The sequence below is a fragment of the Streptomyces sp. NPDC001770 genome (genome assembly GCF_053596135.1).
The window spans coordinates 1-17,698 of the sequence record NZ_JBSFFN010000003.1 but is presented as its reverse complement, the minus strand read 5'-3'; the positions used below and the strand labels follow the sequence as shown (position 1 = coordinate 17,698).

Annotated in this window: 12 protein-coding genes; 3 read left to right on the top strand and 9 right to left on the bottom strand. The window is 73.0% G+C overall.

Annotated features, from left to right (window positions below):
• The first annotated feature begins 12 nt into the window (after positions 1-12).
• Positions 13-1,176: an LLM class flavin-dependent oxidoreductase gene (locus tag ACWCSV_RS04000; protein ID WP_451138263.1), complete on the top strand. Its 1,164-nt coding sequence runs from the start codon at positions 13-15 to the stop codon at positions 1,174-1,176.
• On the opposite strand, the gene ACWCSV_RS03995 is transcribed toward ACWCSV_RS04000, so the two are convergent.
• The 9 genes from ACWCSV_RS03995 to ACWCSV_RS03955 form a co-directional block, all read right to left on the bottom strand.
• Complete coding sequence (locus tag ACWCSV_RS03995; RefSeq protein WP_451138643.1) at positions 1,110-4,088, bottom strand: AAA family ATPase; 2,979 nt, start codon at positions 4,086-4,088, stop codon at positions 1,110-1,112. The two genes, ACWCSV_RS04000 and ACWCSV_RS03995, sit on opposite strands and share 67 nt — an antisense overlap.
• A 37-nt stretch (positions 4,089-4,125) precedes the next feature.
• A complete protein-coding gene (locus tag ACWCSV_RS03990; RefSeq protein WP_451138262.1) occupies positions 4,126-4,902 on the bottom strand; it encodes a thioesterase II family protein in 777 nt (258 codons plus the stop codon).
• Positions 4,899-6,764, bottom strand: coding sequence for a dipeptide ABC transporter ATP-binding protein (locus ACWCSV_RS03985; protein WP_451138261.1), 1,866 nt, complete (start codon positions 6,762-6,764; stop codon positions 4,899-4,901). The genes ACWCSV_RS03990 and ACWCSV_RS03985 overlap by 4 nt, the downstream gene beginning before the upstream one ends.
• Positions 6,761-7,666, bottom strand: a complete 906-nt coding sequence (locus tag ACWCSV_RS03980; RefSeq protein ID WP_451138260.1) for an ABC transporter permease — start codon at positions 7,664-7,666, stop codon at positions 6,761-6,763. Before ACWCSV_RS03980 ends, ACWCSV_RS03985 begins: the two co-directional genes overlap by 4 nt.
• A 3-nt stretch (positions 7,667-7,669) precedes the next feature.
• Positions 7,670-8,614, bottom strand: coding sequence for an ABC transporter permease (locus tag ACWCSV_RS03975; RefSeq protein ID WP_451138259.1), 945 nt, complete (start codon positions 8,612-8,614; stop codon positions 7,670-7,672).
• Positions 8,611-10,347: an ABC transporter substrate-binding protein gene (locus tag ACWCSV_RS03970; protein ID WP_451138258.1), complete on the bottom strand. Its 1,737-nt coding sequence runs from the start codon at positions 10,345-10,347 to the stop codon at positions 8,611-8,613. The genes ACWCSV_RS03975 and ACWCSV_RS03970 overlap by 4 nt, the downstream gene beginning before the upstream one ends.
• A complete protein-coding gene (locus ACWCSV_RS03965) occupies positions 10,340-11,509 on the bottom strand; it encodes an acyl-CoA dehydrogenase family protein (RefSeq protein WP_451138257.1) in 1,170 nt (389 codons plus the stop codon). Before ACWCSV_RS03965 ends, ACWCSV_RS03970 begins: the two co-directional genes overlap by 8 nt.
• Before the next feature lie 716 nt (positions 11,510-12,225).
• Positions 12,226-13,974: an outer membrane protein assembly factor BamB family protein gene (locus ACWCSV_RS03960; RefSeq protein ID WP_451138256.1), complete on the bottom strand. Its 1,749-nt coding sequence runs from the start codon at positions 13,972-13,974 to the stop codon at positions 12,226-12,228.
• Complete coding sequence (locus ACWCSV_RS03955; RefSeq protein WP_451138255.1) at positions 13,914-15,803, bottom strand: flavin-containing monooxygenase; 1,890 nt, start codon at positions 15,801-15,803, stop codon at positions 13,914-13,916. The genes ACWCSV_RS03960 and ACWCSV_RS03955 overlap by 61 nt, the downstream gene beginning before the upstream one ends.
• 633 nt (positions 15,804-16,436) lie before the next feature.
• On the opposite strand from ACWCSV_RS03955, the gene ACWCSV_RS03950 reads away from it, so the two are divergent.
• Together ACWCSV_RS03950 and ACWCSV_RS03945 are read left to right on the top strand one after the other, a co-directional pair.
• Entirely contained in the window at positions 16,437-16,700 is a 264-nt protein-coding gene (locus ACWCSV_RS03950; RefSeq protein WP_451138254.1) for a hypothetical protein, read from the top strand.
• 122 nt (positions 16,701-16,822) lie between these two features.
• Positions 16,823-17,611 (top strand): hypothetical protein, encoded by a 789-nt coding sequence (locus ACWCSV_RS03945; RefSeq protein ID WP_451138253.1) that lies wholly within the window; start codon positions 16,823-16,825, stop codon positions 17,609-17,611.
• Positions 17,612-17,698 lie beyond the last annotated feature (87 nt).

Sequence of the window (17,698 nt, the reverse complement as noted above, 5' to 3'; positions counted from 1 at the left end):
GAGAAGAACACGATGACCGCACGACAGCCGCTGCACCTCGCCGTGGCACTGGACAACGTCGGCTGGCACCCCGCGGCCGGCGCCGGGCCCGACGCCCCGTCCGGGAACCTCTTCGGCCTGGCGCACTGGACCGCCCTCGCCCAGGAGGCCGAACGCGGACTGCTGGACTTCGTCACGGTCGAGGACCCGCCGAAGCGTCCCGCCGGGCACGTGAACCACCGCCTGGACGCCGTCCTCGTCGCCTCGGCGCTCGCCGCCCGCACCGAGCGCATCGGGCTGATACCGAGCATCGTCACCGACCACGCCCAGCCGACGAACGTCGCGAAGGCGATCGCCACCCTCGACCACCTCAGCGACGGCAGGGCCGGCTGGCGCACCCCGGTCACCCCCGCACGGCCGATCGTGATCGCCGACATCTTCACCCCCGAGGTGCAGACACCGATGGCCGAACTCTTCGAACGCGCCGCCGACCTGGTGCGCGTCGTACGTGCCCTCTGGGACGGCGTGGACGACGAGAAGGCGCTGCGGGACATCGCCGCGCCCGGCCGCTTCGCCCCCGCCGACCCGGACCCGCACGGCAGCTTCACCGAGATCGAGCCCCTCGGCGGCGCGGCCGGCGACTGGATCACCATCGACTCGCCGTCCCTCGCCCCACGTGCCCCCCAGGGCCACCCGGTCGTCTTCACCGTCGCCCACATCACCCTGCCGTACCGGTACGGGGCACGCTCGGCCGACGTCGTCTCGGTGACCCCGCACAGCGCCGAGGAGGCACGGGCGACCGTCGAGGAGATCAGGACCGAGCAGGCGGCGGCCGGGCGCGAGGACCAGAAGGTGCACGTCTTCGGGGACCTCGTGGTCTTCCTCGACAGCACCCCCGGCCGCGCGGCCGAACGACTGGCCCGCCTGGACGAGGAGCACGGCAGCACCTACGCCTCCGACGCCGAGATCATCACCGGGACCCCCGCGGAAGTCGCCGACCTGCTCCTGGAATGGCAGGAGGCAGGGCTGTCCGGGTACCGCCTGCGCCCCGGCGCCCTGCCCCACGACCTGCACGCCATCACCCGGGAACTGGTGCCCGAACTCCAGGCCCGGGGCGCGTTCCGGACCGCCTACGAGGCGGACACGCTGCGCGGGCTGCTCGGACTGCCGGTGCTCCCCGCCCCGGAAGCGGTCTGACCCCCGGCCGGGCGCGTGAGCTCACGCGCCCGGCCTGCGGCGGGCTGCTCGGACCGGCCGTGCTCCCGCAGCGAACTCGGCAGGTCGGCCCGGCCCTTCACCCGCAGCTTGCGGTAGGCGCGCGTCAGATGCTGTTCCACCGTGCTGACCGTGATGAACAGCTTCTCGGCGATCTCCCGGTTCGAGTGACCGGCCACCGCGAGCGCCGCCACCTGCGACTCCGAGCCGCTGAGCAGGGTGACACCGGTTTCCCGGTCGTCCTTCACCGCCGCCCGGGACTCCTGCGCGGCGAGCCGCCGGGACAGCGGGGCGAAGCCCTGCTCCTCCGCGATCTCCCGGGCCTGCCGGGCGACCATCCGGGCCCGGCCGCTCTGCCCCGCCCGGGCGTGGACCGCGCTCAGATCGGCGAGGCCACGCGCCAGCTCCAGCCGGTCACCGGCCGCGCCCAGCAGGTCCACCGCCTCCCGCAGAAGCACCGCGCGCCGCCTCGGGTCCGCCACGGAGGCGGCCGTCCGCAGCGCCGTTCCCCGGGCCCGGGTCTGCGAGGGGGACACCAGGGCCAGCTGCTCGGACGCCAGACGGCGCGCCTCGTCGGTCCTGCCGAGCCGCAGCAGCACCGTCACCGCGTCACTCCGCCACGGTACGAACGAGGGCTGGTCGATGTCCCACTCCCGCAGCAGCCGTCCGCACCGTGTCAGATCGTCCAGCGCCGCGTGCAGCAGATCGAGCGAGAGCCGCTGTCTGCCGCGCGCGTGGAGGTACTGGACACCGAACCGGGTCTGGAACAACTGCTCCGGCAGGTTCCACGTGCGCGGGACCCCGGTCTCCGGAACCGTGCCCGTCGCGGTGGCGGAGAGCAGCAGACTGGAGAGCGGAGAGCCGATCAGCACACCCCAACTCCCGACGGAAATCAGGGACATGGCCTGCCGTGCGCTGCGCTCCGCGAGCCGTGCGTCGCCCTGGCGTACGGCGATCTCCGCCCGGACCGCCGCGAACAGCGCCTGCCACGCCGGGGCGTCCCGTTCGGCCGCCTCCCGCAGCAGTGCGTCGCACCAGCCCACCGCCAGGTCCGAGCGGTCCGCGTAGACCAGCACGGACAGCGCGAGATGGAGCGTGTCGAGCCCCTCGTCGTCCAACGGGGTCGACTGGAGGGCGAGTTCGGCGCTCCGCACGCTGTCCTGGTCCGGGCCCGAACGCAGCAGCGAGTTCAGCACGGCGGCCATCCGCCTCGGCGCGCCCTCCGCCGTCCGGGCCGCCCCGGACTTCCCGGTACGCGCGCTCCGGACGTTCCGCGCCACCGGCCGTGCGGTACGGAACCGGGAATCGGTCTCCCGCAGCAGCGCCGGGTGGGAGGCGCGCAGCCACTCCCGCGCGGCGAGGTACTCGGCCGCGGAACCCGCGTCCAGTGTGTCCGAGAACCGTTCGAGCCGGCGCAGCGCCAGAGCGATCTCCTCCCCGTTGCCGTTCCGGAGCAGCCGCCCGAGCAGAGAGACGGTCTGGCACCCCGTCAGACGGCCCTCCCGCAGGGCGTCCACCAGCGGCCGCAGCCTCCGGCAGGCCGTGTCCGGGTCGCTCCGGGAATCGACCAGGCTCCGCAGCATGGTGACCGTCACCCGCTGCTCCTCGTCCGAGCAGGCCTCCCACGCCACGTCGAGGCACGCCTCCGCGAACCCCGTGTCGTCCCGGCGCAGGGCGTCGCGGGCCGCTTCCAGCAGCACCGGGAAGGCGAAGGGCTCGTCGCCGTGGCCGGCCGCCAGCAGATGGACGGCGACCGCGGGCGCGGGGTCCCCCGTCCCGTGGAGCAGCCGGGCCGCGTCCCGGTGCAGCGACGCACGCTCGGCGGACGGCATGCCGGCCAGTACGGCGGCGCCCGCGGCGGGGTGGCGGTAGCGGCCCTCGTCCAGGACGCCGATGGCGTCCATCGCCCCCAGCGTCTCGTCCACCTCGGACTGCGGCAGACCCAGCAGCCGCGCCAGACGGTGGTGCGAGCCGGAGGCGTCCAGTGCGGCGAGTGCGCGGGCCGCGTCACGGAACCGGCGCCCCGCCCTGCGTACGCACGCGTCCACCGCTCTGCCGAACTCCGCTCCCGCGCGGGGTTCCCCCGCGGCCGCCGGGCCGCCGGGCCGTTCGTACCAGTCCTCCGCGAGCGCGCGCAGCAGCAGCGGGTTCCCGCCGCTGAGCCGGTGCCAGGCGGCGGCCGTGGTGCCGGGGGCGAGGACACGCCCCGGCAGCTCCGCGAGCATCCGTCCGGTGGCCGCGACGGAGAGCGGACGGACCCGTACGCGGGTGAAGTGCCGCTGCCGGAGCAACGGCGTGCGCCAGGCGCGCTCCGTCGCGTCTCCGTCGGTCGGCGGATCGGACTCGGTCACCACGATCAGCACCCGGGAGGCACGGAGCAGACCGCCCATGTGGATCAGGGAGTTCAGCGAAGCCGGGTCGGCGAAGTGCAGATCGTCGACCATCACCACCACCGGGGTGCGATCCGACAGCGCGCGGATCAGCTCCCAGTGGATCTGGCCGACATGCGTCGGCGTCGGGCCGGAGGACAGCAGATCCGCGTCACAGGTCGCCGCCCCGCCGCATCCCCGGTGCAGATGCAGCGCCCGGGCGCGCTCCCCGGGCGCGAAGTGCTCGCGCCCGAAGAGCTGTCCGACGACACCCAGCGGCACATCCTGCTCCGAGCACCTGGCCGCCGCGTGCAGCACCACCGCGCCCTCCCGGGCGGCGATCTCACCGAAGACATGGAGCAGTTCGGTCTTTCCGGCGGCCACGGGGCCGCTCACGGCGGCGACGCTCCCTCTTCCGCCGAGACAGTCGGCCAGCAGCTCTCGAAGTCGCGTCAACTGGCTCTCACGCTCGACAAAGACCACAGCAAGCTCCACATCTCGACGACGCAGCCGCGTCGCACGCATTTCGGACATCTGCTCTCGGTGGGGACCGGCGAGGACGTCAGGGCAGGGACCGCGGCGGTGCGGCACCCGGCAGCAGCCGTTCCTGGATCAGCGCCGCGATCCGGTCCTGGTGCAGGAGGGGAAAGAAATGACCGCCGGTGAAGGTCAGCACCTCGGTGGGGCCGGTCGTGTGGCCGTGCCAGGCCCGCGCCTCCTCCGCCGTCACCTTGGGGTCGTCGCTTCCGGTCAGCACGGTGACCGGGGAGTCGAGCACGGTGCCGGGGCGGTAGCGGTAGCGCTCGATCGCCCGGTAGTCGCCGCGCAGCGCGGGCAGGATCATCTCCACCAGCTCCGGCTCCTCCAGCAGGGCGGCCGGAGTGCCGCCCTGCCGCACGATCTCGGCCAGCAACGCGCGGTCGTCGGCGAGATGGAGGGTCTCCTCGCGGTGGGTAGACGGGGCGCGGCGGCCCGAGGCGAAGAGTGCGGCGGGCCCCGCACCGGTGGCCGCGGAGAGCCGGCGGGCGGTCTCGTACGCCACCACCGCGCCCATGCTGTGTCCGAGGAACGCGGGCGGCTCCTCCCACCAGGGCGCGAGAACCCCGGCGAGCGCGTCGGCCAGGCTCCCGATGTCCTCGGCCGGCGGCTCCTCCCGGCGCTCCTGGCGCCCCGGGTACTGCACGGCCAGCACCTCCACCCGCGGGTGGAGCGCGGCGGAGAGCGCGAACCAGAAGCCCGCCGACCCGCCGGCGTGCGGGAAGCACACCAGACGGGCGCCGGCCCCGGGGGAGGGGTGGAAGCGCCGGATCCAGAGGTCGGTGTCGAGCCCCGTCGTCATGCGCGGACCCCTTCCTGGTCCCGCTCGGCCGCCCGGTCCCGGTCGGGCCGTGGCAGCGCGGCGAGCAGCTCGCGGGTGTACGGATGGGCGGGCCGGTCGAAGATCTGCTCCACCTGCCCCGACTCGACCAGTTCTCCTTCCTTCATCACGATGACCCGGTCGCTCACGTGGTGGACGACACCGAGATCGTGCGAGATGAACAGCAGGGACAGCCCCAACTCCCGCTGGAGCTCGGCCAGGAGGTCGAGCACCTGGGCCTGGATCGACACGTCGAGCGCGGAGACCGGCTCGTCGCAGACGATCAGCCGGGGCTCGGTGGCCAATGCCCGCGCGATGGCGACCCGTTGGCGCTGGCCGCCGGAGAGTTGCAGCGGGCGCCGGTCGGCGAGCGCGGCCGGCAGGCCGACCTGTCCCAGGAGTTCGGCGACTCGTGCCGCGCGGGCCCGCCCGCGCGCGATCCCCGCTCTGGCGACGGCCTCGGCGATGATCCGCCGCACGGTGTGCCGGGGGTCGAAGGAGCCGAGCGGGTCCTGGTGGACCACCTGGAGACGGCGGCGCCGGTCGCGGCGGGCCCGCTCGGGCAGGCCGCTCCACGCCTCCCCCTCGAACCGTACGGAGCCCTCGTCCGGCTCCACCAGGCCCAGCACGATGCGCGCCGTCGTCGTCTTGCCGGACCCGGACTCGCCGACCAGCCCGAGGGTCTCGCCCGCGGCGACCTGGAACGAGACGTCGCGCACCGCGGTCCAGGACCCCCCGCCGGGTGCCCGGAAGCTCTTGGAGACGCCCGCCACCTCCAGCAGGGCCGGTCCCGCGCCCGGTGCCCCAGCCCCGCTCCGGGGCACCGCAGCCGTCGCCTCCGCCCGGGGCCGGGAGGCGTCCGGGCCCGCGAGCGGGACCGCCTCGCCGGGGTGCCAGCAGAGCGTCAGGTGCCCGTCCGCGCCGGCGTCCGCCGCCGGGAGTTCCGTACGGCACCGGTCGTCGGCCGAGATGCAGCGTGCCGCGTACGGGCAGCCGCCCGGACCGGCGGCGGGCCGGCGCGCGGCGGCCACGGAGAGTGCGCGGCCCTTGGAACCGACCGTCGGCACCGCCGCCAGCAGGGCCCGCGTGTACGGGTGCCGGGGCTCCTCCAGCACGTCGGCGGCACGCCCCTGCTCGACGACCAGGCCGCCGTACATCACCGCGACCCGGTCCGCGAGCCTGGCCACCACCGACAGGTCGTGGCTGATCAGCAGGAGCGCCGTCCCCTCGCCGACCAGCCGGCCCAGCAGCTCCAGCACCTGGGCCTGCACCGTCACGTCCAGCGCCGTCGTCGGCTCGTCCGCGACCAGCAGCTCCGGCGCCCCGGACAGCGCGGAGGCGATCAGCGCGCGCTGGCGCAACCCGCCGGACAACTGGTGCGGATACTCCGCCGCCCGCCGCTCCGGATCGGGGATGCCCGCCTCCGACAGCAGCGCGAGCGTCCGCTCCCGTACCTCGGGACCGGCGGCGAGCGAGTGCTCCCGCAACGTCTCACCCACCTCCGCGCCCACCGTGCGCAACGGGTCGAGCGAGACCAGCGCGTCCTGGAGCACCAGGCCGATGCGGCGCCCCCGCACGGCACGCCACTGGCGCTCGGAGAGTGCCGAGAGATCGGTGCCGTCGAATGCGAGTCTGCGGGCGGAGACCGAGGCGTGGTTCCCGGTCAGCCCGAGCAGGGTGCGGGCGGTCACGCTCTTGCCCGACCCCGACTCCCCGACCACGGCGAGGCATTCACCCCGGTCGAGGGTGAACGACACGTCACGCACGGCGCGTACCTCCCCGTCGCGCCGGAAGGTGACGTCCAGCCCCTCGACGGTCAGCAGCGGGGACACGGTGGGGTTCATCGGTCGGACCTCCGGGTGAAGCGCCGCTGGGCGTAGCGGCCGACCACGTTGACGGCGATCACCGTCGTCGTGACGGCCGCGCCGGGGAACACGCCGATCCACCAGGCCGTCTGGAGGAAGTCGCGCCCCGCGGAGAGCAGCGCCCCCCATTCGGGAGAGGGGGCGGCGGGGCCGAGGCCGAGGAAGCTGAGCCCGGAGGCGGAGATCAGCGCCGTGCCGAACCCCACCGTCGCCAGGGTCAGCAGGGGCGCCAGGGCGTTCGGCAGGACGTGCCGCAGCACGATCTGCCGGCGCGGCAGACCGAGGGCGACCGCTGATTCGACGTAGCCGGAGCGGCGGACCACCAGGGCCTCCGCCCGGACGAGCCGGGCGTAGCCGGGGACGAAGGCGATGCCGATGGCCAGCATGACGTTGACCGTGCCGGTGCCCAGTACGGTCACCACCAGCAGTGCGAGGAGGAGACCGGGCAGCGCCAGCAGGATGTCGGCCAGCCGCATCAGGATGCCGTCGGCCGCCCGGCCGCCCAGCGCGGCGGCGAGACCGATCACGGCCCCTCCGGTGACCGCGATGACCGTCGAGCCGAAGCCCAGCAGCAGGGACGGCCGGGCACCGTGCAGGATGCGCGAGAACAGGTCCCGGCCCAGCTGGTCGGTCCCGAGCCAGTGCGCGGAACTCGGCCCCTTCAGCGCGTCGAGCGGATCGATCGCGGACGGCGGGAGGTCGGTGAACAGGCCGGGAGCCACCGCGACCAGCACGATGAGCAGCAGCAGGGCGCCCGCCACCACCACGGTCGGCGGAACGGACGTGAACGCTCCGGCCCGGCGCCGTGCCCGCGGTGGCGCGGACACGACGGCGGCAGCGGGGCCGCCGGTGGCGGGTTCGGGGACGAGGGTAGGTGCCATGGGTCAGGCGCTCCTGAGCCGCGGGTCGAGGACGGGATACAGCAGCTCCACCACGGTGGAGATCACGACGAAGACGAAAGCCGAGAGCAGCACCACGCCGATCACCACCGGCATGTCCTTGGCGCTCACCGCCTGCAGGACGAGCGAGCCGATTCCCGGCCGGCCGAAGACCGTCTCCACCAGCACAGCGCCCCCGATCAGCGACCCGGTGAGCCACCCCGTCAGAGTGAGCAGCGGTACCGCGCAGTGCCGCAGGGCGTGCCGGATCCGTACCGCCGTCCGGCCCACTCCGCGTGAGCGCGCGGTGACCACGAACGGCTGCTCCAGGGCGGCTTCGAGCCCTTCGCGCAGCACCTGCGCCAGCACCCCGGTGAGCGGGAGAGCCAGGGTGACGGCGGGCAGTACCAGCGAGGCGAAGCCTTCCGCCCCGGCCACCGGGAAGACGTGGAACTGGAAGGAGAACACCGTCAGCAGCACGATTCCGACCCAGTAGGACGGGGTGGACGCCGAGATCAGCTCCCAGACCGAGGCGACCGCCCGGAAGGCGGGCCGTCGCCCGGCCGTCGACACCGCGGATACCACCGCGAGGACGACGGCCAGGAGAAGGGCCGCCAGCGCCAGTTGTACGGTCGGCCAGAGCTGATCACCGATCAGTGACCAGACTGGGCGCTGGAGTTGGTACGACTGACCCAGGTCGCCCTGGAGGAGCCGTCCCAGGTAATGCAGGTACTGGTCGGCGACGGGCCGGTCGAATCCGTACTCCCGGGCGATTTCCGCCCGCACCTCGGGGGAGCCGGCGTTGGAGGGACCGAGCAGGACCGAGACGGGGTCACCGGGGATGAGCTGGAGGGTGAGGAAGGCCAGGGTCGCCGCCCCCAGCAGTACGGCCACTGCCGAGCCCAGCCGCCTGGCGACCCCGCCGGCCAGGGCCGTCGCCGACGCCGTCACTTCTTGGCCAGCCAGGCGTCGTAGTACGTCAGCCAGTTGCTCGCGTTGAAGGTGAGCCCCTTCACCTGGTCGGACTGCCCGACGAGGGACACCTGGGTGTACAGGGGGACGACGACCGCCAGGTCGATGCCCCGCTGCTGCACCTTCGGGTAGACGTCGGCGCGGGTCTTCTCGTCCAGCGTCGAACGGCCCTGGTCCGTCCACTTGTCGAAGGACGGGTCGGTGAGGAAGGTGGCGTTGATGCCGCCCTTGGCGGGCGCGCTGCCGGAGTTGAAGAACAGCCACAGCACGTCCGGGTCGAACCGCGGCCAGCTGAGGTCGATGATGTTCGCCTTGCCGCCGTAGACCTTGGTGTTGTAGGTGCCGATGTCCAGGTTCGGCCGCTTGACCTCGACGCCGATCTTCTTCAGATCCGCCTGCACGGCCTGTCCGAGCACGTCACGCCCTTCGCGGGTCGCCTGGATGGACAGCTGAGGCCACTCCACGGTGAGCCGCTTGCCCGCCTTGGTGCGGTACCCCTGCGCGTCCTTGCCGGTCCAGCCGGCCTCGTCCAGCAGCTGGGCGGACAGCTTCGGGTCGTAGGGCCAACTGCCTTCGAGGGACTTGTCGTAGTCCGGTGTGGTCGGGCTGATCGGGCTCCAGGCGCGCGGGTACTGGCCGAAGGTGACGGTCTTCACGTCCTGCTCGACGTCGATGCCGCGCTGGATCGCCTTGCGCACCCGGACGTCGTCCAGCGGGGCCAGCGAACCGTTCAGCCAGAGGTTGTAGTTGCCGCCCGGATTGGCCCGGGAGATGAGCTGGAAGCCTGGGGTCGACTTCAGCGCGGTGACGTTCTGCGGCGGAATGGCCTTCGCCACCTGGACCTGACCGCTCGTCAGCGCTCCGGCGCGCACCGAGGCGGTGGGCAGGAAGCGGACGACCACCTTGTCGAGGTAGGCGGCCCCGGTGTGGGCCGCCGTCTCCGGGGCCCAGGCGTAGTCCGGGTTCCGGGTGAGCGTCGCGGACTGGCCCTTGGTGTAGGCGCTGAAGACGAAGGGGCCGCTGCCCACGTCGGCGGGGCCGCCCGCGGCGAGCTTGCCGGCGCCGGCCTTGAGCGCCTCGGGGGAGTAGAAGCCGAGATACGTGGTGCTGGCCGCCTGCAGGAAGGGGGCGAACGCCTTGGAGAAGTTGACCTTCACCGTCTGCGGGTCGACGACCTCGGTTCCCGTGTAGGGCCCGAGCAGGTTCGCCGCGTACAGCGACTTGGTCTCCTTGGCCACGATGTGGTCGAAGTTGGCCTTCACGACCGAGGCGTCGAACTTCGACCCGTCGGTGAAGGTGACGTCGTCACGCAGGTGGAAGGTGTAGCTCCTGAAGTCGTCCGACACCTCCCACTTGGTGGCCAGCCACGGGTGGAACTTCCCGTCGGAGTCCTGCGAGACCAGCGAGTCGAACACCCCGCGCGCGATCTCCGCGGTCACGTCCTGCGTGCTGGCGTGGATGTCCCAGGAGACGGGCTCGGTGTCGACGGCGGTGGTGAGCGTGCCGCCCGACACCGGCTTGCCCGATCCCGCCGCCTTGGCGGTGGTGTCCCCGCCGGACGAGCAGGCGGAGAGGAGAAGGAGACCGCTCACCCCCACCGCGAGGGTGCGGCCGAGTCTGGACAGGGTGGGGCGCATGGCGGAACTCCAGGAGAGGGTGCCCCCGTGGGGGCCGGAGGAGGCGGGGTACGGGGGACGCGACGGCTCAGACACGCGGAGCTCCCGCCGCGAGAGCGGAGGCGCCGACGATCTGCAGGGAGGCGTCCTCACCGGGGGCGTGCACTCCGACGGACTGGATGTCGCGGAAGTGCCGCTCCAGCGGATTGCCCTGGGCGAGACCGGGGTTGCCGAGCAGGCGCACCGCGGTCTGGACCGCGGTGGTGACGTGGCGCACGACCAGAACCTTCGACGCCAGCGCGTCGGCACCCGGCACGGGAAGGCCCCGGTCCACCCGGTCCGCCGTCGCGAAGATCAGCTGCTCCGCGGTGGAGAGCAGGGTCTCGATCTCGCCCGCGGCCTGGCGGAAGCGGTCCGTCGTGGCCAGCGGACGGCCGAGCCCGGAGGGCACCCGCTCGTGGCCCCAGGTGGTCGTGAAGCTCTGCGCGGCCCGCGCCACCCCCAGGTACAGGGAGGACGAGAGCAGCATCGTGATGCTGCCGGGCAGGGTGCCGGGGGCCGGCGGTGTACCGGGGTGCTCCAGCTCGTGCACGTACTCCGCGGGAATCTCGACGTCCCGGAACTCCACCTCGTGGCTGCCCGTCGCGCGCATCCCCAACTGGAACCAGGTGGGCACGATCTCGATGCCGGGCGTGCCCCCGGGGACGATGAAGTTGCCCACCCGGGGCGAGGGTTCGTCGGTCACCGCCCAGACCAGGAAGTAGCTGAGGCCCTCCGCGCCGGTGACGAAGCGCTTGCGTCCGCTGATCGACCAGCCGTTCGCCGTCCGCCGCGCGACGGTCGCCGGGAGCCCGTGGGTGGACGATCCCAAGTCCGGTTCCGCACGGGCGTGGTTGAGCAGGGTCGGCCGCTCGGCGGACTCCGCCAGGACCCGGGCGTAGAGCTCCTCGGGCCACGGGCTCCGGGTCTGGAGCAGATGCGGGACGATGGTCATGCCGGCGATGAGCGCCGTCGACGGATCGCCGCGTCCCACCGCCAGCAGGATCTTCGCGACCTCGGTGAAGGTCGCCCCGGATCCGCCGTAGCGGGCGTCCACTCCGGCGGTCAGAAGGCCTGTCTCATGCAGGAGTTGGATCGGCTTGTGGGGAAAGGCCCCGGTGCGGTCGTACTCGGCGGCGGTGGCCGCGAGCGAGGCGGTCACCTCGTCCAGGCGGTCGAGAGCGGCGGGTATCGGCCGGCTCTCGGTGGCGGAGCTCATCGGCCCTCCAGTGCGGCAGGGAAGGAGAGTTCGGAGGCCATGGGTGTGTCCTAGGTCTTGGGACGGGCAGTTGTCCGGCCACGTGGGGCGGCGCGGCGGGCAAGGGCATGACAGTGCTCCGGGCCGCGCGTTACCGCCGGGCCGCGAAGGACCCGGGTGTACGGCGGCCATGGGGGGCCGAAGGTTGTGGCGGGAAGGGGTGCGCGAGGGAGCGCGGCCGTGCGGAGGGGGTGGTGTTCACCGGAGTCCGGCAGGACCCGCGCGTCGGCTCAGCGACAGCTGGTCGACCAGACCTTTCCGAAGTCCACGACTCGGCACTGGGTCAGACGGGGCGTCAGGTGATCACTGAGTCCGTGGTGGCATGCGGCAGCACCTGCCGGGTACCGGCTGGACTCCCTCACCATCTCAGGCCTGAACATGGCACTGAGCATGCAGGAAAGGGGCACTCTGCGTCCAATGCCGAATACTGATCGGGATCGATCGTGTCTGCTTATCGGTGCGCCGTGAGGGGGAAGCCGACGGTGCCGTACGGCGATTCTCCCCGTGCCGCACCGCCCGGGGGCGCACTTCCGGGATGACGGCGTGACGTCGTGACGCCATGCCGGGACGACGGCCCGACGGACGGGGCGGGAGAGCACCCGGGCGGGAGTGCCGCCCGGGGTGAGCCCGCCGGAAACCCTCGCGGGGAGGAGTTCCGGCGGGCTCACCCCGCTTCCTCACTGTGCGGCGTCCGCCTCCTCCTCGGACCCCGAGGGCGTGAGGCGCCACACGGTCCCTTCCCGGTTGGCCGACAACAGCAAGGTGCCTCCGGGCCCCGCGGCCAGCCCGGCGAACGACCTCGGCATCCCGGGCATCCCGTGGGAGAACAGCGCCCGGGGCTCTCCCGGGGCATCCAGGGACGCGACGACCGGCAGGCCCTCGGCGTCCGTCCGGGTCTCCCCGGTCGTGAGCGAGACGGCGACCAGCCGTCGCGCACCCGTCTCGACCGTGAAGACCTCGGCCCCGAGGACCGCCAGCCCCTGGGGCCGGTCGAGACCGTCCGCGAGGACGTGCGGGCCGTCCTCCTCGACGCGGAGGACGGCTCCGAGCGCCTCGTCGCTCACGTAGCAGGTGCCGTCCGTGTCCAGGGCCACGTCGACCGGCCCCGTGAGTCCTTCGGCGAACACGCCGACGGCGTCGTTCCCGTCGATCGTCAGGATCCGGCCGCGGTCCGCCTCGACGACGAACAGCAGGCCGTCCGGGCGTGCGGCGATCCCCAGTGGCCTGGCCAGACCGGTTGCCCGGACCCGGGTGGTACCGGTTCCGGGGTCATAGGTGGCGACCTCCCCGTACTGCGAGGTGGTGTGCAGCAGGGTGCCGTCGGACGCGATGCCGTGGGCGAAGGTACGCAGCACCGACGAGGCGTCGGCCGCCGTACGCGGTTCGGCGCCCTTCCGCGGCGGGCCCGCGGGCGCGCTCAGCCGGTAGTGGTCCGCCGTGAAGACCGTGCCCCCCAGGCCCGTCACCCCGTACGGGCCCACCAGCCCTCTCCTGACGACGTCGCGGGTCCGGCCGTCCGGGTGCAGTTCGCTGACACCGCCACCGGCGTAGCTGGAGACGAACATGCGGTTCTCCGCGTCGAACGCCGCGTTGTCGAGCCCCACCAGGCCGGAGGTGACGATGGAGCGGGCCCCCGTCCCGTGGAGGTCGATACGGGTGACGAAACCGGCCACGCCCCGGGAGAGCACGTGCAGGACGCCGCCCCGGTCGAAGCGGACCGCGACCGGCTCGTGCACGTCCCGCGCGACCCTCTCGGCCACGCCCCCGTCGGGCGGGACCCGCCAGACCTCGCCGGTCATCATGTGCGGGTAGTAGAGGCAGCCGTCCGGACCGGTCTGCATCGCGTTGCCCATGGCCAGGCCTTCCGCGAGGACCACCGGTTCCCCGCCGTCCGGGAAGAGCTCGACCAGACGGCCGCCCATCCTCATCTCGTTGACGAAGAGGCGGTCGCCGACGCAGGTGATGCCGTTGGGGAGCACCACCTGGTCCGAGACGACGGAGTACGAGCCGAGCGGGCTGCGGCGCCAGACGATGCCCGGCACCAGGTCGGCGACGTACATCGATCCGTCGGTCCCGAAGGCGAGGTCGTCGGGAGAGCGCACCGGGCAGTCCTCCGGTGTCACCACGTCGATGTCGCCGCTCGCGAGGTCCACCGCGCTGACCGTGCCCAGCAGGTACTGGGCTACGTACAGCCGTCCGTCCGGACCGAACGCGACGCCGTTCGAACCACGCAGCGGATTCGGGTCGTTGAGCCGTTCGGCCCGTCGTCGGCGCCGCTCGGAAGGCTCCGGCCCGGCTGCGCGCAGCCGATGCTCCCCGGGAGTCTCCGCCCCTGGCCCGGCACCGGAGCCGGTGCGCCGCTGCCTCACGCCCGGTCCTGCCCGGCCTCGGCCAGCACCTCGTCCAGGCCGTCCCCCTCGCGCCATTCCCGCAGCAAAGAGTGGAACGCGACCGGCCCGTCCCCGAACGACTGGCCGCGCTTCCGCGGGTTTCCCTCGTTGTTGTAGTAGCCGGGGGTGCACTCCGCCTGGAAGGCGTGCAGATCCGCCGCCTTCTCCCGGATGGTGGCGACCCAGGCGCTCTCCGCCTCCGCCGTGGGCTCCACGTACGCGGCCCGGCGGTCACGTGCGGCGGCGACGACCTCGGCCACGTGGCTCGCCTGTTCGTCCAGCACGTGCGTGAAGTTGACGGAACTGGCGTTCTGCAGCGGGCCGAGCTGGAAGAGGTTCGGGAAGCCGTGGCTGTAGAAGCCGTGCAGCGTCCTGGGGCCCTGCTGCCAGGCCTCCTTCAGGGTGATCCCGCCCCGGCCCGTGACCGGCAGGCTGCCCGTGAGGACGCCGGAGGCGCCGACCTGGAACCCGGTGGAGAAGATGACGCAGTCGACCTCGTAGGCGGTCCCGCCGGCCACGACGGCGTTCTCGGTGATCTCCTCCACCCCATGACTGTCCGCGGTGTCGACCAGGGTGACGTTGGGGCGGTTGAACGTCTGCAGATAGTGATCGCTGAAGGTGGGGCGCTTGCACATGTAGCGGTACCACGGCTTGAGCAGTTCGGCGGTCCGCGGGTCGTCCACGACCGACTCCACCCGGGCGCGGATCTCGTCCATCTTCCGGAAGTCGGCCATTTCGTAAGCCTGTTCGCGCTCCTCGCTCGACAGGTCCTGGTAGCCGTCGCTCGGGATCAGCTTCTGCTGCAGGCGCGCGGTGCTGGTCCAGCCGTCGTTCACCAGATCCTCGTCCACCTGCCCGCCGGTGACGAGCGCGAGGAAGTTCTCCCGGCGGCGGCGCTGCCAGCCGGGCTCCAGAGCGGCGGCCCACGCCGGGTCGGTGGGGCGGTTGCCGCGGACGTCGACGGAGGAGGGAGTGCGCTGGAACACGTACAAGTGCTCTGCGTCCGCGCCGAGATGGGGCACGCACTGGATGGCGGTGGCGCCCGTGCCGACGAGGGCGACACGCTTGTCCGCGAGCGCGCTCAGGCCGCCGTCCGCGCTGCCGCCGGTGTAGGCGTAGTCCCACCGGCTGGTGTGGAACGTGTGCCCGGCGAACTTCTCGATCCCGGGGATGCCGGGGAGCTTCGCCTCGCTCAGCGTGCCCTGGGCCGTGACCACGTACCGTGCGAGCACCTGGTCTCCGCGATCGGTGCCGACGAGCCACGCGGACTTCTCCTCTACCCAGCGCAGTCCGGTGACGCTCGTCCGGAAGAGCGCGTCGCGGTAGAGGTCGAAGGTCCGGCCGATCGCCCGTGCGTGCTGCCGGATCTCCTCGCCCGGCGCGTACCTCCAGCGAGGGACGTAACCGACCTCCTCCAGCAGTGGCAGATAGATGTACGACTCGATGTCGCAGTGGATCCCCGGGTAGCGGTTCCAGTACCAGGTGCCGCCGAAGTCCGCGCCGCGTTCGATCACCCGGATCGAACCGACGCCCGCCTGGCGGAGGCGGGCCCCCGCGAGGAGTCCGGCGAAGCCGCCGCCGACGATCGCCACGTCGACGGTGTCGTGGAGCGGCTCGCGTGCGAAGTCCCCCTGCGCGTAGGGGTCTTCCTGGTAGTAGCCGAAGCTCCCGGTGGCCGGCCGGTACTGCCGCGCGCCGTCGGTCCTGATCCGCCGCTCGCGTTCGGCCCGGTAGCGGGCCCGGATCCGGTCGAGGTCGAGGTCGCGGTCGAGGGCGGGGACGGGAGTGGGGCCGGGGCCGGGCTCGTGCGACCTCTCCCCGGCGGGGTCGGAGGAGGGCGTCGCGGAGGAATGGGGGGAGGGCATGCAGTCTCCTTGCGTTGTTCGGATGCTTGTCGGCGGGATGCCGCGGCCCGGCCGGTGCGCACCGGCTTCCGCCGGATTTCCGTACGGCTCCGGTGAGCGGGTCGTGCGTCTCCGGTGAGCCGGGCGGCCGCCGCCCGCGCTGCCGGGAGACGCGGCCGGGAGAGGAGGGCCGGAGGGTCTCTCGTCGGCCCCCGCGCCCCCTGCCGGGCTCCGCCGGAATTCCTCTCCGCGCTCCGGGGCCGACGCCCGGGCAACCGCCGAACCGTGCCGCAGGGCGGGCCCGGACGGCAGGGCGGGCCCAGGCAGCCGGGCGGGCCCGTGGTCGTCGCGAGGACAGGGGTCGTCCATGACGGGACTCCTCGCGTGGGGTGGGGGGAGCGATGGAGTGGTGCGATGCGGCGCTATGCATAATACATGCGATGTGCTTGATGCATGAGGATGGTCGGTTCTTCAACTTCCTTGCGGAGCAGGCGAACCGGGATGCGATGGGCCGATCAGGGGCGGGGTGCGCGCATGTGGATCAAGGCGGCCATCCATTCAGGTATATCCCTCCCTCTCGGCTTTCGGGTGTGTTCGAAAAGGGTGATTATGCGGTGAAAGCACCACTCGTTACGACCCACAAAGGGAGTACACATGCTTCGCCGTATCGCGATCACGGTGGCCACCGTCGCCGCTGCCGGGCTGATGGCCGCAGGTCCTGCCGCAGCTCACGACAACGACAACGGCGGCGAGTCCGTCGAGGTCGCCGCGGGCTACTTCCAGGCCGAGGCCTCTCGTGACAGTGCCGAGTACCTCAACCTCGGTGGCCCGTACGGAATCACGTACGCCAACGAGGAGCACGAGGCCGCCTCGCTCGAGGGCGGCTTCCTCTGGGCTCAGTACCTGAACAACAACTGACCCGTTCTGCCTGGTGCGGGGCCCGCTTCCCTGACGGGGGGCGGGCCCCGTCCGTGTTCACGGTGAGGTCGTAAGCTGGGCGGAAGCCCGGACGGGGCGGCCCGGCGGGCAGAGGGGGAGCCGTGGGGAATGACCGTTTGCTGAGGTCGTTGCGCCGCATCGGCCTGGCCGTCTGGCCCGGTCTGCCCCGACCGGCCGGCGGTCCTGCCGGTGGACCGGCGGACGGGGGAGTCCGGGGCCGGGCACGCTCGCGGGACCGGGAGCGCCTGGTCCGGGCGGAGTGGGAGGCCCTCCGTGCCCGGCTGGCCGCGGCGGCGGCCGAACACGTCGCACAGGTGGGGGAGCTGCTCGCGGACCCGCGCCTGGAGTTCACTCCCGGTTCCGGAGAGAGCGGAGTGCGACGGGACTACCTCTTGGCCACCGACGCCTACCAGGCCGCCGGCAAACTCCTGGACGAGGCGGCGGACCTGCCCGACCTCGCCGCCGCGGTGGTTCTCGCCGACCGCGCGGTGGAGTTGTTCGCCGCCGCGCGGGCCAGGCACCTGGGGCAGCGCCCCCACGCGCCACGGCCGCGCTGCTTCTACAACCCGCTGCACGGACCGGCCTCCGAACCGGCCAGGGAGCAGCGGGGCCGCAAGGGGCGGCGGGTCGTCGCGCGGGAGGCCGCCGCGGCCCGCCGCCCCGCGTGCGAACCCTGCCGGCTCGCCCTCCTGGCGGGGGATTCCCCCGATGTGCTGCCCGCCCTGTGGGCGGCCCGGGACGACCGCGGCCGCCCGGTGACCGTGCTGGTCCCCTACTACGCGCTGCCCCGTCAGGCGTCCATCTGGGCGGGCACGGCCTGCGGTTCGTACGATCCCGAGGCGTCCGGCAGGGTCCTGCGCGGGGAACACCGGACCCGCCGGCCCGGCTGACCGCCGGGCCTCTCCACCGCGGTCAGGTGGCCGGGGTGGTCGGGGTACTCGGCGGCCAGGGCCGGGTACGCGGCGAGGAGTTCGGCC

What these genes read in the sequence shown, in the direction of transcription:
- ACWCSV_RS03965 (WP_451138257.1), bottom strand. Translation starts at nt 11,509, where the DNA reads ATGAGCTCCGCCACCGAGAGCCGGCCGATACCCGCCGCTCTCGACCGC.
- ACWCSV_RS03990 (WP_451138262.1), bottom strand. Translation starts at nt 4,902, where the DNA reads ATGACGACGGGGCTCGACACCGACCTCTGGATCCGGCGCTTCCACCCC.
- ACWCSV_RS03985 (WP_451138261.1), bottom strand. Translation starts at nt 6,764, where the DNA reads ATGAACCCCACCGTGTCCCCGCTGCTGACCGTCGAGGGGCTGGACGTC.
- ACWCSV_RS03980 (WP_451138260.1), bottom strand. Translation starts at nt 7,666, where the DNA reads ATGGCACCTACCCTCGTCCCCGAACCCGCCACCGGCGGCCCCGCTGCC.
- ACWCSV_RS03950 (WP_451138254.1), top strand. Translation starts at nt 16,437, where the DNA reads ATGCTTCGCCGTATCGCGATCACGGTGGCCACCGTCGCCGCTGCCGGG.
- ACWCSV_RS03955 (WP_451138255.1), bottom strand. Translation starts at nt 15,803, where the DNA reads ATGCCCTCCCCCCATTCCTCCGCGACGCCCTCCTCCGACCCCGCCGGG.
- ACWCSV_RS04000 (WP_451138263.1), top strand. Translation starts at nt 13, where the DNA reads ATGACCGCACGACAGCCGCTGCACCTCGCCGTGGCACTGGACAACGTC.
- ACWCSV_RS03995 (WP_451138643.1), bottom strand. Translation starts at nt 4,088, where the DNA reads ATGCGTGCGACGCGGCTGCGTCGTCGAGATGTGGAGCTTGCTGTGGTC.
- ACWCSV_RS03960 (WP_451138256.1), bottom strand. Translation starts at nt 13,974, where the DNA reads ATGGCGCGAGGGGGACGGCCTGGACGAGGTGCTGGCCGAGGCCGGGCA.